At 66.2% G+C, this 14,856-nt stretch carries 14 protein-coding genes; 9 read left to right on the top strand and 5 right to left on the bottom strand.

Features of this window, described 5'->3' with window-relative positions:
- Window positions 1-25 precede the first annotated feature (25 nt).
- Window positions 26-1,399, bottom strand: coding sequence for a cryptochrome/photolyase family protein (locus tag ACZ1I5_RS07805; RefSeq protein ID WP_465173131.1), 1,374 nt, complete (start codon window positions 1,397-1,399; stop codon window positions 26-28).
- A 143-nt stretch (window positions 1,400-1,542) separates the two neighbouring features.
- Between ACZ1I5_RS07805 and ACZ1I5_RS07800 the strand changes: the two genes are divergently transcribed.
- Window positions 1,543-2,715: a cupin domain-containing protein gene (locus ACZ1I5_RS07800; protein ID WP_465173130.1), complete on the top strand. Its 1,173-nt coding sequence runs from the start codon at window positions 1,543-1,545 to the stop codon at window positions 2,713-2,715.
- A 9-nt stretch (window positions 2,716-2,724) separates the two neighbouring features.
- Here ACZ1I5_RS07800 and fdxA read toward each other — a convergent pair whose 3' ends face one another.
- From fdxA to ACZ1I5_RS07780, 4 genes are all read right to left on the bottom strand, one after another.
- The gene (gene fdxA, locus ACZ1I5_RS07795; RefSeq protein ID WP_465173129.1) at window positions 2,725-3,066 is read right to left on the bottom strand and encodes a ferredoxin FdxA; all 342 of its coding nucleotides are present in this window, start codon (window positions 3,064-3,066) and stop codon (window positions 2,725-2,727) included.
- Between the two features lie 17 nt (window positions 3,067-3,083).
- Window positions 3,084-4,118, bottom strand: a complete 1,035-nt coding sequence (locus ACZ1I5_RS07790; protein WP_465173128.1) for a 2-oxoacid:ferredoxin oxidoreductase subunit beta — start codon at window positions 4,116-4,118, stop codon at window positions 3,084-3,086.
- Complete coding sequence (locus tag ACZ1I5_RS07785) at window positions 4,115-6,106, bottom strand: 2-oxoacid:acceptor oxidoreductase subunit alpha (RefSeq protein ID WP_465173127.1); 1,992 nt, start codon at window positions 6,104-6,106, stop codon at window positions 4,115-4,117. Before ACZ1I5_RS07785 ends, ACZ1I5_RS07790 begins: the two co-directional genes overlap by 4 nt.
- A 94-nt stretch (window positions 6,107-6,200) precedes the next feature.
- Window positions 6,201-7,115, bottom strand: coding sequence for a histone deacetylase family protein (locus tag ACZ1I5_RS07780; RefSeq protein WP_465173922.1), 915 nt, complete (start codon window positions 7,113-7,115; stop codon window positions 6,201-6,203).
- A gap of 57 nt (window positions 7,116-7,172) precedes the next feature.
- On the opposite strand from ACZ1I5_RS07780, the gene ACZ1I5_RS07775 reads away from it, so the two are divergent.
- The 8 genes from ACZ1I5_RS07775 to cysD all read left to right on the top strand — a co-directional run bounded on the left by ACZ1I5_RS07775 (window position 7,173) and on the right by cysD (window position 14,771).
- Entirely contained in the window at window positions 7,173-8,147 is a 975-nt protein-coding gene (locus ACZ1I5_RS07775) for an alpha/beta hydrolase (protein WP_465173126.1), read from the top strand.
- Complete coding sequence (locus ACZ1I5_RS07770; RefSeq protein WP_465173125.1) at window positions 8,144-8,623, top strand: RNA pyrophosphohydrolase; 480 nt, start codon at window positions 8,144-8,146, stop codon at window positions 8,621-8,623. Before ACZ1I5_RS07775 ends, ACZ1I5_RS07770 begins: the two co-directional genes overlap by 4 nt.
- A gap of 2 nt (window positions 8,624-8,625) precedes the next feature.
- Window positions 8,626-9,549, top strand: coding sequence for a DUF481 domain-containing protein (locus ACZ1I5_RS07765; protein ID WP_465173124.1), 924 nt, complete (start codon window positions 8,626-8,628; stop codon window positions 9,547-9,549).
- A 356-nt stretch (window positions 9,550-9,905) separates the two neighbouring features.
- A complete protein-coding gene (locus tag ACZ1I5_RS07760; RefSeq protein ID WP_465173123.1) occupies window positions 9,906-11,114 on the top strand; it encodes a hydrolase in 1,209 nt (402 codons plus the stop codon).
- Complete coding sequence (locus tag ACZ1I5_RS07755; protein ID WP_465173122.1) at window positions 11,111-12,127, top strand: arginine N-succinyltransferase; 1,017 nt, start codon at window positions 11,111-11,113, stop codon at window positions 12,125-12,127. The genes ACZ1I5_RS07760 and ACZ1I5_RS07755 overlap by 4 nt, the downstream gene beginning before the upstream one ends.
- Before the next feature lie 134 nt (window positions 12,128-12,261).
- On the top strand, window positions 12,262-13,518 hold the full coding sequence (locus ACZ1I5_RS07750) for an N-succinylarginine dihydrolase (protein WP_465173121.1): 1,257 nt from the start codon (window positions 12,262-12,264) through the stop codon (window positions 13,516-13,518).
- Between the two features lie 65 nt (window positions 13,519-13,583).
- Window positions 13,584-13,802 (top strand): hypothetical protein, encoded by a 219-nt coding sequence (locus ACZ1I5_RS07745; protein WP_465173120.1) that lies wholly within the window; start codon window positions 13,584-13,586, stop codon window positions 13,800-13,802.
- Between the two features lie 66 nt (window positions 13,803-13,868).
- On the top strand, window positions 13,869-14,771 hold the full coding sequence (gene cysD, locus ACZ1I5_RS07740; RefSeq protein WP_465173119.1) for a sulfate adenylyltransferase subunit CysD: 903 nt from the start codon (window positions 13,869-13,871) through the stop codon (window positions 14,769-14,771).
- The last annotated feature ends 85 nt before the right edge of the window (window positions 14,772-14,856 follow it).

Here is a 14,856-nt window from a genome sequence, read left to right as displayed (position 1 = left end):
GAGCGAGTGCGGGAAAAGCGATTCGTCACCGCGCCCTTGCCGCCGCGGCGAGCGCTCGCTCGCGTGCCTCACGGTGCCCAATGATCTTCGCCGGATAGGCCTCGGGACGACTCCCTGCCGCATCCGGATCATGGATCGCCGCATCCGGGAGATGCGCGAGCTCCGGCACCCAATGCCGGATATAGTCGGCCGCATCGAATTTCTCGGACTGAGTCAGCGGCGCCATGATCCGCACGAACATGTTGGAATCGATCCCCGTCCCGGCGGTCCATTGCCAGTTGACGCTGTTGTTGCCGTAATCGGCATCGACCAGCGTGTCCCAGAACCACGCCTCGCCTTCGCGCCAGTCGACCAACAGATGCTTGATCAGGAAACTCGCCGCGATCATCCGCACCCGGTTGTGCATCCATCCGCTCGCCCAGAGCTGCCGCATGCCGGCATCGACGATCGGATACCCGGTCCGCCCCTCCTGCCAGGCACGCAGATCGGCGCGCGCTTCCTTGCCGCTACGCCAGGCCAGACGGTCGAGTGCCTCGCGCCCGTTCCTCGATCCATAATCCGGGAATTGCAGGATCACATTCTGCGCATAATCCCGCCAGGCAACCTCCTTGAGGAAAATCGTCGTGTCGCCTCGCGCCTTCTCGACATGGTGCCAGACCGTCGCCGGCGAGATCTCCCCGAAATGCAGATGCGGCGACAGGCGCGAGCTGCCTTCGTCCGACGGCAGGTTGCGATCCACATCATAGGCGGCCGCCTTGGGCAGGAAATCCTCCAGCCGCTCCGTCGCGCCCTGCTCGCCGGGCGTCCATTCGACGCGAAAGCCGCCGGCCCAATCGGGCTTCACCGACAACAGACCCCAATCTTCCAGCCGATCGCTCTCCGGCCAATGCGCGGGAACAGAGATGCTGTGCGGAACCCGCGCGGGGACAGGCGGTGGCATATGCTCGCGCAGCGCGCGCCAGAACGGCGTGTAGATTTTGTAGGGCTGCCCCGCCCCGGTAGTGACCGACCCGGGCGGCGCGAGGTAATTGCCGTCATGGCATATCAGATCGAGCATCTTCGCCACCGCCCGCTCGGCATTGCGCCACCACGGCTCGTAATGCCGCAGGCAATGCACCCGCCCTGCCTTCGTCGCCTCCGCCAGCTTCGCCAGTTCGACCGCCGCATTGCCCCGCCGCAGGATCAGCCGGGATCCCTTGTCGCGCAAATGCCGGTCGAGCGCCTGGAGGCTGTGATGCAGCCACCATCGCGACGCAGCCCCCATGCGCCGGTGCTTCGGCGTCTCGTCGTCGAGCACATAGACCGGGATCACCGGCCCCTCATCTGCCGCGGCAATCAGCGCGGCCTGGTCCGACAGCCGCAAGTCACGGCGAAACCAGAGAAGCGTCGGCGCGGTCAACGCCGCCGCCGGGTTGGAAAGCTGGACATGCCCCCGACATGCCCGCCGCCCGCCATACCCGCAAGCGCCGCGGGCGAAGCGCTTCCCAACGCGCCCGATACTGGTCTAGTCACGGACCACAGCAGCGGGAGTGGCCCCAGGACATGATAACCGACCTGCGCAGCCTGGTTGCGCCGCACCCGCTCGCCACGCTCACCGATGCGATGGTCGGCGAGCAGCGCCTTCACCTGCAAACGACTCACCAGGCCGATTTCGCGCGTCTGCTGCCATGGCCCGCCTTCAACGCCCTGATCACCTTCGACCGGCTCCAGCGCGGGCAGGTCCGCGCGATCCGCAACGGGCACGACGTGCCGCTCGGCATGTTCACCGCACGCGCCGGCCGGTTCGACAATCAGGAACTCGCCCCCGATTCGCTGCAATCCATGGCCGATATGGGTCTCAGCCTGGTGATCAACGACATCCACCGGCTGGTGCCCGGCATCGGCGCTATCGCCGCGATGGTCGAGCGCCATCTCCGCGCCCGCGTCGGCGTCAACGCCTATGTCAGCTTCCGCCAGGACAGCGCGTTCGGGGCGCATTGGGACGATCACGACGTGCTGGTGCTGCAGGTCCATGGGCGGAAACGCTGGTTCGGTTACGGCCAGCGCGACGCCTATCCGATGAAGGGCGCCCCGGCGGTCACCAAAATCGGCGATACCGAGGAACCGGTCTGGAGCGAAATGCTCGAACCCGGCGACCTGCTCTATATCCCGCGCGGCGAATTCCACCGCGCCGAGATCGAGGACGGTCATTCGCTCCATCTGACGATCGGCCTCGCCTTTCCCCGCGGCGACGATGTGGTGCGCTGGCTCGGCCGGCGCTGCCTCGAGGACGCGCTCTTCCGCCGCGACGTCTCGACCCTGGCCGGCCCCGAAGCGCTGGCGACGCGGCAGGAAGACCTGCGCGCGGCGCTCCACCGCGCGGTGGACGATCTCGACCTGAACCGCTTCCTCGCGACGGCGGATCGCCAGCGCGAGTCGCTGAAGGTCCTCAACCTCGGCCTGTCCGATCCGCTCGACCCGGCCGTGGTGATCCGACCGACGCTACGGCGTCGCCTGCCCCTTCCCGAGGGCATGACCCAACTGCGCCACGGCCCGGCGACGACGACGCTGAGCCCCACCGAACGCATAGTCCTGGCCAATCTGCTCGACCGCGACGCCTCCACCCTCACTGGATTGATCGAGGCCCTGCCGGACCTGCCCGCGCACGATATCAGTGCCGCCGTGTCCGGCCTCGCGCGCAAGTCACTGGTGCTGCTATCCGACGAGCCCGCCTGACGCCGGGTATCAGTCGCCCTTACCGGGCTCGGCCGAGAAATACTTCTCGAACTTGCCCACCACGCCGTTGAACGCCTCGGCGTCGTCCGGCGTCTGGTTGAGCTTGCGCGACACCAAAGGCCACAACGCCGCATAAGTCTTGTTCAGCTCGATCCAGGCCGTCGCACCGCTTTCGATATCGGGCATGATCGCGTCAGCGGGGCATTCCGGCAGGCAGAGATTGCAGTCGATGCACTCGTTCGGATCGATCACGAGCATGTTCTGCCCCTCGCGGAACGCCTCCACGGGACAGACCTGGACGCAGTCCATGAACTTGCACCGGATGCACGCATCCGTGACGACGAACGTCATTGCCGGCCTCCGCCCGCCTACATCGTGTGCGGCTGCTTCTCGACCTGCCAGGTCTGGCCTTGCGACAGGAGCTTTTGCAGGTTCGGCGTCTTGCCCGTGCTGGCCTGCGCATTCTGCGCGACGACCGCGCTCTCGAAGGTCGGGGCCGGATCGTCATAGAGTACGCCCAGCGCCATCGGGAATGCCCCGAACGGCATCTCGACCAGCATATGCGCGACAGCGCGGTTGGTCTGGTCGTGCACGATCACATGCGCCGCTTCCCAGTCGCCGTCCACGACATCGACCACCTTCAACGTCAGCCGCTCGGTATCGAGCGCCAGCCCCTTGGTGCCGCCCTCGAACAGCAGGGGCTTGCCCTGCTCGACCCAGAGCTGCCCGGTCGCGGCGTTCTTCTTCTCGGTGAAGGGCGCGAACACGTCGTCATTATAGACGATGCAGTTCTGGAAGATCTCGACGAACCCGGTGCCCTTATGGGCATAGGCAGCTTTCAGCACCGCCGGCAGGTTCTTGTTCACGTCGATCGCCCGCGCCACGAACCGCGCGCCGCTGCCGAGCACGAACGCGCACGGCGTCAGCGGCCGGTCGAGCGAGCCGAACGGCGTCGAAGGGCTGCGCGTGCCGACATGGCTGGTCGGCGAATACTGCCCCTTGGTCAGGCCGTAGATCTCGTTGTTGAACAGCAGCACCTGGCAATCGAGATTGCGGCGGATCAGGTGCATGGTGTGGTTGCCGCCAATCGACAGCGCATCGCCGTCGCCGGTGATGATCCACACGTCGAGCTCGGGATTGGCCAGCTTCACCCCCGTCGCCACCGCCGGCGCACGGCCATGGATGGTGTGGAAGCCATAGGTTTCCATATAATAAGGGAAGCGCGACGAGCAGCCGATGCCGCTGACGAACACGGTGTTCTCGGGCCGCGCGCCGATCTCCGGCATGGTCCGCTGCACCGCCTTCAGGATCGCATAATCGCCGCAACCCGGGCACCAGCGCACCTCCTGGTCGGTCTCCCAGTCCTTGGGGCTCGTTTTCGCGATTGGGGTCATGTCGTTCATGAGCGTGGTTCCGGATTGCGGTTGGCACCGATATGGATCGCGGCCGTATCGAGATCCTCGTCGCCCAGCGACGTTGGTAGTTGATGGGTATCCGCCGGCACTTCGCTGTGCGTCTGCCCGCCACCGAGCGCCTCGGCGATCGCCGCTTCGATCTCGGCGATCATGAAGGGCTGACCGGAAATCTTGTTGAGCGGCCTGGCGTCGACCAGATATTGGTCGCGCAGCACGGTCTTGAGCTGGCCGGTGTTCATCTCGGGTACGAGGATCTTCTCGTAACTCTTCAGAAGCGCACCGAGATTTGCCGGCATCGGCCAGATATGGCGGATATGGATATGGCTGACGTCGAGCCCGCGCGCACGGGCACGGCGCACCGCCTGATGGATCGGGCCATAGGTCGATCCCCAGCCGACGATCGCCAGCTTGCCGCTCTCCGTGCCCATCTCGACCTTCTGGTCGGGCACATCGATTCCGAGCACCTTGTCGCGACGAATGTCGGTCATCGCCTGGTGGTTGGCGGCGCCATAGTCGATATTGCCCGTGCCGATCTGCTTCTCGATGCCGCCGATGCGGTGGAGCAGGCCAGGCGTGCCCGGCTTCACCCAGGGCCGCGCCAGCTTCTCGTCACGCGCATAGGGCAGGAAACCACTCTCAGGCGCTTCCTCGAGATAGGTGACCGGGAACGGCGTGTAGCTGTCCATGTCCGGCACCAGCCACGGCTCGGCGGCATTGGCGATATAGCCGTCGGTCAGCAGCATCACCGGGGTCATATACTGGACCGCGATGCGCACCGCCTCGATCGCGCAATCGAAAGCATCGGCCGGCGAGCGCGCGGCGATCACCGGCATCGGCGAATCGCCGTTGCGGCCATAGACGGCCTGATACAGGTCCGACTGCTCGGTCTTGGTCGGCAGGCCGGTGGAGGGCCCGCCACGCTGCGAGTTGACGATGACCAGCGGCAGCTCGGTCATGATCGCCAGCCCCATCGCCTCGCCCTTGAGCGCGATGCCCGGCCCCGACGAGGAGGTGACGCCCAGTTGCCCCGCATAGGAAGCACCGATCGCGCTGGCGATCGCGGCGATCTCGTCCTCCGCCTGGAAGGTCGTGATGCCGAATTCCTTCAGCCGCGACAGATGATGCAGGATCGCCGAGGCGGGCGTGATCGGATAGCCGCCGAAGAACATCTTCACGCCGGCCAGCTGCACGCCCGCGACCAGCCCGAGCGAGATCGACTCGGCGCCGGTGACCGTGCGGTACAAACCCGGCTCGGCCGGCGCCGCCGCGACATGATGCTGCTTCATCGGCCCGGCCAGTTCGGCCGTCTCACCGTAAGCATGGCCGGCGTTCAGCGCGGCGACATTGGCCTCGACCAGCGTCGGGTTCTTCGCGAACTTGGCCTTCAGCCAGTCGATCAGCGGCTGCCGGTCACGATCGAACATCCAGAGCGCGAGCCCCAGCGTCCACATGTTCTTGCAGCGCAGCGCTTCCTTGTTGCCGAGGCCGAAGGGCTTCACCGCATCGAGCGTCAGCTGCGAGATGTTGAACGCCAGCACCTGCCATTTGGCCAGGCTGCCGTCGTGCAGCGGGTTCACCGCGTACTTCGCCTTGGCCAGGTTGCGCTCGCCGAACTCGCCCTCGTCGGCGATGATCAGGCCACCCGGCTTGAGCGCATCGACATTGGTCTTCAGCGCCGCCGGGTTCATCGCCACCAGCACGTCGGGCGCGTCGCCTGCCGTCTCGATTGCGGTCGACCCGAAATTGATCTGGAAAGCGGAGACGCCGAACAACGTGCCCTGCGGCGCCCGGATTTCCGCGGGGAAATCGGGGAAGGTCGCCAGGTCGTTGCCGGCCAGCGCCGTCGACAGGGTGAATTGGCCGCCGGTGAGCTGCATGCCGTCACCGGAGTCTCCGGCGAAACGTACAACGATCGATTCTGCGGCGGGATGTGCGGACGCCTCGGCGGGCGTCAATTCGTGAACGGCGGATGCCATCAATATGTGTCCTGCGGATTTATCCGACGCCCTCTATGCCCGGAGCGTTGACTGGCCAACCTAGTTTGATCGGAGGCGCCTGCAAATGGTTCTTTTAAGCAAGGGCCCCGTACCCGCCAGGCGCGAGCACTGATCCGAGCGCCAAAATCGCCGCGACATGGCGCCGCGCCACGGCATGAAGGTCTTCGTCATAACCCCCGCCCACCGTGCTGGCGAGCGGAATGCCATGCTCCCGCGCCAGTCGCGCGACCAGTCGGTCGCGGTCGATCAGGCCCTGATCGGTAAGCGACAGGCGCCCGAGTCGATCGCCGCCAAAGGGATCCACCCCGGCCTGATAAAGGATCAACCCCGGCCGCTGCTCGTCGATGAGTGGCGCGAGACTCGATTCCAGCGCTTCCAGATACGCCACGTCGCCGGTGCCGTCGGGCAGGCTCACATCGACCGAGGAGCGCGCCTTGCGCACCGGGAAGTTGCGCTCGGCATGGATCGAATAGGTGGCGATGCCCGGCCTGCCCGCGGTCAGCGCCGCGGTGCCGTCGCCCTGATGCACGTCGCCGTCGACGATCAGCACCCGCGCGACCGTGCCGTCCTCGACCAGCCGCACCGCCGCGATGGCAAGATCGTTGAGCACGCAATAGCCCGCCCCGGTGGTCGCCAGTGCATGATGGCTGCCGCCCGCACTGTTCGCCGCAAAACCACGCTCCAGCGCGATCCGCGCGGCCAGCCAGGTGCCGCCGGCGACCAGCTGCGACCGAAGCGCAACCGCTTCCGTCACCGGGAAACCGATCCGCCGCTCCATCTCGCGCGGCACCCGCGCGCTCAGCACTTCCTCGACATAATCGGGGTCATGGACTGCCTCGATCCATATCCGCGGCATCGGTTCGGGCTCGATCCACTCGATCCCATCGCCTTTTTCGAGGAGCAGGTCGCGGATCGCGGCGTTCTTCGTCAGCCGTCCCACCTGCCGGCCGGCGGTGAGATAGGCGGGGTGATGGACGACGGGGATCATCGCCTCTAGGTAGTCGGCCGACACCCGCAGCGCCAATGCGGGATATGGGAGAACGCCGTGACCGAACCCTTTGTCCGCCCGGATGTTCGTGGATTTCTCGCCTATCTCAACAACCTGCCCGGTCCGAAGATGCACGAGCTGGAGGCGCCGGCGGCGCGCGCGGTCTATGCCGCGATGAAGGATGTCGCCGATCTGCCCGTCGGTGATCTCGCCACCATTACCGACCTGTCCATCCCCGGCCCGGCCGGCCCGATTCCCGCGCGCCTGTTCGATGCGAAGGCCAGCCGGGAGCCCGGTCCGGCACTGCTGTTCTATCATGGCGGCGGCTTCGTCATCGGCAATGTCGAGACTCATGCCAGCTTCTGTGCGGAGATCGCCCGGACCCTCGATATCCCGGTCATCTCGGTCGATTACCGCCTCGCCCCCGAAAATCCCTGGCCCGCCGCCCCGGATGATTGCGAAGCGGCAGCGCGCTGGGTCGCGGGCAACCCGGCCGACCTCGGCCGCAAGGTCACCAGCCTCGTCGTCGCCGGCGACAGCGCGGGCGGCAATCTGGCGATCGTCACCGCCATGGCGCTGCGCGACGCGCCCGCCGCCGTGCCGGTGATCGCGCAATTCCCGATCTATCCGGCCACCGACGCCTCGAAGGACTATCCTTCCTACGCCATTTTCGCCGAAGGCTTCCTGCTCACCCGGGACAGCATGGACTGGTTCCAGGCCTCTTATGATGCCGAAGCCAGCCATATCCGCACCTCGCCATTGATCGGCAATCTCGCCGGCATGCCGCCCGCGGTGGTGATCACCGCCAGTCTCGACCCGATCGGCGACCAGGGCCGCGCCTATGCCGGCGCGCTCGCGGTGGCGGGCGTGCCCGTGATCTTTCGCGAAGCGAAGGGGAACGTCCACGGCTTCGTCACCTTGCGCAAGGCCATCCCCTCTTCGGCCGGCGACGTCGCCGGCGCGCTGGCGGCCCTGAAGACGGTGATCGTCGAGGCCGAGGGCGACCGCGTCATGGCGCAGGCGGCGGGATGATCGACCCGGCCACCCTTCCCTATCGCCCCTGCGCCGGTGTGATGCTGATCAACCGCGCCGGGCAGGTGTTCGTGGGCCAGCGCATCGATGCGACGGTCGAGGCGTGGCAGATGCCGCAAGGCGGGATCGATGACGGCGAGGATGCCGAGACTGCCGCGATCCGCGAGCTGGGCGAGGAAACCGGGGTTCAGCCCGACAAGGTCGAGTTGATCGCGGAGGCGCCGGAAGAACTCTATTACGACCTTCCGCCCGACCTGGTCGGCAAGGTCTGGAAAGGTAAATGGCGCGGCCAACGCCAGCGCTGGTTCCTCTATCGTTTCCTCGGCGAGGACAGCGACGTCGACATCGCGACGGAACACCAGGAATTCCGCGCCTGGCGCTGGGTCGATCCGGCCGAGCTTCCCGAAATCATCGTGCCCTTCAAGAAGGCGCTCTACGAGAACGTTCTGTCGGCCTTCGCCGATCAGCTCGGTTGATCGTGAAAGCGGACGCGCGCTATTCGCGGGCCATGCTGTGCCGCCCGCTCCTGCTCGCCATGCCGTTGCTGCTCGCCAATGCGGAGCCGGCGCAGATTCCGCAGCCCGTGAAGGCGATGCTCGACGCCGCCATGGCCTCGGGCAGCGAGACCGAGGTCGCGACTGTCTCCAAATACGCCCGCGCCGCCGCCCCCGAATCGGCGGATGCCATCGCTGCCCTGGTGACGGACTGGGCGAAGGAGCGGGCCGCCAGCCGCGAAGCGACCTTGCGCGATGCGGGCCTGCTCGATCTATGGAGCGGCCGCGCCGAGCTTGGCGGATATCTGACCACGGGCAACACTCAGGATGCCGGTGTGAGCGGCGCGATCGACCTGACGCGCGAATCCCTGCGCTGGCGTCATAAGCTGCATCTCGCCGCCGATTACAAACGCAGCGCCGGTGTGGTCAGCCGCGAACATTATCTCGCGGCCTATGAGCCGAACTTCAAATTCTCGCCGCGCGGATATGTCTACGGCGCCGCCCAATATGAGAGCGACCGTTTCCTTGGTTACACCAGCCGCTACTCGGCATCGCTCGGCGCCGGATACAGCGCGATCAAGCAGCCCGGCGTGACTCTCGACATGGAACTTGGCCCGGCTTATCGCGACACCTCCTACACGGATCGCACCCGCGAAAGCAGCCTGGCGGCCCGCGGATCGATCGATTTCGACTGGCGGCTGACGCGCGCGATTTCGATCAGCCAGGACGCCTCAGCCTATCTCCAGCATTACAACAGCACGGTGAGCAGCACGACGGCGCTCAATGCAAAACTCATCGGGCCGCTCGCCGGCAAGATTTCCTATGCCGTCCAGCATGAAAGCATGCCGCCGATCGGGCGGGTCGGCACCGACACGACAGGCCGCGCGTCAATCGTCTACAGCTTCTGATCGCCCGGCACACGCGCGCCCATGGTCCCGAAGGCGCCGTCGCTATCGATTCACATCTGCGAGCCGACATGGCAGCGATGATTCAGGGCATGAACCTCCGTGTCCGCGCGAACCAGGGAATGCTTTTTCCATGACCCCAGTGGTGCTGTTATGGTTTTCACCTGCCCTGTTTATCCGGCGCGAGTGCCCTGTTATTGCGGAACAGGGCAAATGACGTTCAAGCATATGAAAAGACACGAAATAATCTCCAACAAAGTTGGAACTAACAGGGCAGAAAAAATTTTATCCTGTTTTGCGGCGATAACAGGGCAGGCGCCGCGGTTCCCGCGCCGCTCGAATCGGACTAACACCGACTGATGACCGCGCTTTCCACCGTGGAGCGGGACGCCATCGCGGCCCTCTCCGACGCCCCGATGCTCGCCCAGGTGCAGGACTGGGCCATGATCAACAGCGGTACCCGCAACATGGCCGGCCTCGCTGCCATGGCCGGCAAGCTCAGCGACGCCTTCTCGGTCCTGCCCGGCGAGATCGATCTGGTCGAGCCGGCGCCGGTCACCAGCGTCGGCGCGGACGGCACCGTCTCCGATCTCGCCCATGGCCGGCACTTCCATCTCGCGGTGCGCCCCGACGCGCCGGTGCAGATGCTGTTCACCGGCCATATGGACACGGTCTATCCGGTCGATCATCCTTTCCAGGCGCTGACTTTCCTCGACGAAACGAGGCTCAACGGTCCAGGCGTCGCCGACATGAAGGGCGGCATCGCGACCATGCTCGCCGCGCTCGAGGCGGTCGAGGCATCGCCGCTCGCCGGCCGCATAGGCTATGAAATCGTGATCAATTCGGACGAGGAGACCGGCTCCTTCTCTTCCAGTGCCCTGCTTGCCCGGGCGGCGCGCGGCAAGGTCGCCGCGCTCACCTATGAGCCCGCCTTGCCCGACGGCACGCTCGCCGGTGCGCGCGGCGGCACGGGCAATTTCTCCATCGTGGTGCACGGCAAGAGCGCACATGCCGGCCGCAACCCGGACGAAGGCCGCAACGCGATCGTCGCCGCGGCCGATATCGCGCTCCGGCTGAGCAGGGCGCGTGGCCCCGGCCTCGCGGTGAATCCGGCGCGGATCGAGGGCGGCGGGCCGAACAATGTCGTGCCCGAGCTCGCTATATTGCGCATCAATTTCCGCCCCGCCGCGCAGGGGGAGATCGCCCGGGCGCAGGCGGCGATCGACTCGGTGGTCGCCGCGGTCGCCGCCGAGTATGACGTGACGATCCATGTCCATGGCGGGTTCAACCGCCCGCCCAAGCCGATCGACCCGGGCGCCGCGAAGCTGTTCGATCTGGTCAAGGCCGCCGGCGCCGATCTCGGGCTCGCCATCGCCTGGCGCGCGACGGGCGGCGTGTGCGACGGCAACAACATTGCCGCCTGCGGTGTGCCGGTGGTCGACACCATGGGCCCGTGCGGCGGCCTGATCCACTCGCCCGACGAGTTTCTCGTCATCGACAGCCTGGCCGAGCGTGCCGCCCTCTCCGCGCTGACCATCCTCCGCATCGCCGAAAAGGGTTCTTTATGAGCTTCCGTATCCGCTCCGCCCGCGACGAGGATCTGCAGCCGCTGTACGAGATGGCCAAGCTGACCGGCGGCGGCTTCACCAACCTCCCGGCCGATCGTACCGCGCTCAAGGCCAAGCTCGCCCGCAGCCATGAGGCATTCGACCGCACCGACGACACCTTGTCGGACGATCTGTTCGTGCTGGTGCTCGAAAATGTCGAGACCGGCGAAGTGCGCGGCACCTGCCAGATCTTCACCCAGGTCGGACAGCGCTACCCATTCTACAGCTACCGCCTCGGCACGCTGACTCAGCACAGCGCCGAGCTCGGCCGCACTTTCCGCGCCGACCAGCTCTCGCTCACCACCGATCTGGAAGGGTGCAGCGAGGTCGGCGGCCTGTTCCTCCATCCGGGCGAGCGCGCCGGCGGTCTCGGCATGCTGCTCGCGCGCAGCCGCTATCTGTTCATCGCCCGCCACCGCGCGCGCTTCGCCGACCGGATCCTGGCCGAACTGCGCGGGATCATCGACGAAGCCGGCGGATCGCCCTTCTGGGACGGCTTGGCCGGCCGCTTCTTCGGCATGAATTTCCAGGACGCCGACCAGTTCAATGCGGTGCGCGGCCACCAGTTCATCGCCGATCTTTTCCCGAAGCACCCGATCTATATCGCGATGCTGTCGGAACACGCCCGCGCCACGATCGGCCTGCCCCATCCCTCCGGTCGCGCCGCGATGCGCATGCTGGAGAATGAGGGCTTCGCCTTCGAGAATTATATCGACATCTTCGACGGCGGCCCGACCATGACGGCCAAGACCGATCAGGTCCGCACCATCCGCGAGGCGCAGTCGACGACGGTCACCGCGATCGACAATGACGGCGGCGAACCGGCGCTGATCGCGACCGGCCGCCTCGCCGATTTCCGCTGCGCTTATGGTCGCCTGCGCCCCTGCGGCGAGGGCGTCGCGATCGACCGCACCTGCGCGACCGCGCTGGCGGTGACCGAAGGTGCCGAGATCAGCCATGTCGGACGGGCCTGAGATGAAAAATTATCCGTTCGCCCCGAGTGCCATCGAGCTTGTCGAGATGGCGTATCGAGGGGCAATTGTGTCTCGATACGAGTTCTCGACAAGCTCGACCTCTACTCGACACGAACGGAAGTGTGGAGGCTCCTGTGTCGCTGGTTGAGATCAACTTCGACGGCCTGATCGGCCCGAGCCATAATTATGCCGGCCTCAGCCCCGGCAATCTCGCCGCCACCCGCAACGCGGGCAAGGTCGCCGCCCCGCGCCGCGCCGCGCTGGAAGGCATCGCCAAGATGCGCGCGAACCTCGCGCTCGGCCTGACCCAGGGCGTGCTGCTACCTCTCGTTCGCCCCGACCATGCCTGGCTCGACAGCCTCGCCACCAGCTATGCCGAGGCCGCGCCGCATCTCCAGGCCCAGGCACTGTCCGCCTCCGCGATGTGGGCCGCCAATGCCGCCACGGTCTCGCCGTCGCCCGACACCGCCGACGGGCGCTGCCATCTCTCGGTCGCCAATCTCGTGACCATGCCGCATCGCAGCCATGAATGGCCCGGTACGCTCGCCCAGTTGCGGCTCGCCTTCGCCGATCCGTTCTTCGCGGTGCACGGCCCCGTCCCCGCACCGTTCGGCGACGAAGGCGCGGCCAATCATATGCGGCTTTGCGCCGCGCATGGTGAGCCGGGCGTCGAGGTCTTCGTCTATGGCGTGTCGGGCGGTCCCTTCCCCGCGCGCCAGCACCGCGAGGCGAGCATGGCAGTCGCGCGGCGGCACCGGCTCGATGCGGATCGCACCCTGTTCGTCGAACAGTCGGAGGAGGCCATCGCCGCCGGAGCGTTCCACAATGACGTGGTCGCCGTCGCCAACGAACGCGTGCTGTTCGCGCACGAACTGGCCTTTGCCGACAGGGAAGCGTTCTACGCCGATCTGCGCGACATGCTCCCCGAGGTCGAGATCGTCGAAGTGCCGGCCGCCCGTGTGAGCCTTGCCGACGCCGTCTCCTCCTATCTGTTCAACGCTCAGCTCGTTACCCTACCCGACGCCACCATGGCGCTGATCGTGCCCGAGGAAGCGCGCGAGAACGCCGCCGTCTGGACCTGGCTTCAGGAGATGATCGCCGGCAACGGCCCGATCCGGCGGCTGGAGGTGGTCGATGTCCGCCAGTCCATGGCCAATGGCGGCGGCCCGGCCTGCCTGCGCCTGCGCGTCGTGGCCGATCCCGCCGCGATCGACCCGCGCTTCCTGGTCGACAACGCCCGGCTCGATCTGATCGCCGGCGTGGTCGAGCAACATTGGCCCGAGGAAATCCCGTACGCCGCCATCGCCGATCCGACGCTGGTCAAGGCGGTCGAACGCGCCCGCACGGCGCTGCTCGAGGCGCTTGGCACTGTCGAGTTAATTGACAGGTAACCATCATCGTTAAGGCAGGAATCGCGCGAATCCGCGATTGGCCCGCTCATTGCTTAACGAATGGCATGTGGACGAAATTCACCCGGCTGTTCGTCATCAAGACCAAGTTCGAAGCCTTTGTGGTCATCTATGGCCTGGGCCTCGGCTCGGTCGAACGTGGCGTGCATTATCTCCAGCAATATCCCGGCGTCGGCGGCTGGATGCTCTTCTCGGTCTGCCCGATCGCGGTGTTCATGGCCGGCGCGCGCATCCTGGATTCGGTCGAGCGCTCGCACGCCGATTGAGCGAACTTTCGCGCCCAACAGGATAAGTTGATCGCTCTTGGCGCTTACGCCACTATCTGGGCGAGAATGAACGTCGCTCTGACCCATCTCCAACGCCTCGAGGCGGAGAGCATCCACATCATGCGCGAAGTGGTGGCCGAGGCGGAACGCCCGGTCATGCTCTATTCCGTGGGCAAGGATTCGGCCGTGATGCTGCACCTCGCGCGCAAGGCCTTTTTCCCGGCGCCCCCGCCCTTCCCGCTGCTCCATGTCGACACGACCTGGAAGTTCCGCGACATGTACGAGCTGCGCGATCGTGCGGCGGCCAGCGCCGGCATGGAGTTGCTGGTCCACCGCAACCCGGAGGCCGAGGCGCGCGGCATCAATCCCTTCGACCATGGCAGCCTCCACACCGATATGTGGAAGACCGAAGGGCTGAAGCAGGCGCTCGACAAATACGGTTTCGACGCGGCCTTTGGCGGCGCGCGGCGCGACGAAGAGAAGAGCCGCGCCAAGGAGCGCATCTTCAGCTTCCGCTCCGCCCGCCAGCGCTGGGATCCGAAGAACCAGCGCCCCGAGCTGTGGAAGCTCTACAATGCGCGCAAGAGCCGCGGCGAAAGCATTCGTGTCTTCCCGCTGTCCAACTGGACCGAGCTCGACATCTGGCAATACATCCTCGCTGAGGGCATCGAGATCGTCCCGCTCTATCTCTCCGCGCGGCGCCCGACCGTCGAGCGCGACGGCCTGTTGCTGATGGTCGATGACGACCGCTTCCGCCTCGAACCCGGCGAAGTGCCGGTCGAACGCTCGATCCGCTTCCGCACGCTCGGCTGCTATCCGCTCACCGGCGCGGTCGAGAGCGAAGCCGCAACCCTCTCCGAAGTGATCCAGGAGATGCTGCTGACCACGACAAGCGAACGCCAGGGCCGCGCGATCGACCATGATCAGACGGCGAGCATGGAGAAGAAGAAAGCGGAGGGGTATTTCTGATGGGCGTTTCGACCCCGGCAAGCACGCCTTCTTCTCCCCTCCCACTTGTGGGAGGGGTCGGGGGAGGGCCTGTCACAACATCAAG

It is taken from the genome of Sphingomonas sp. BL-S-30 (genome assembly GCF_055521475.1).
The sequence above is the reverse complement of the archived record's forward strand: the minus strand, read 5'-3'. Positions and strand labels throughout refer to the sequence as shown.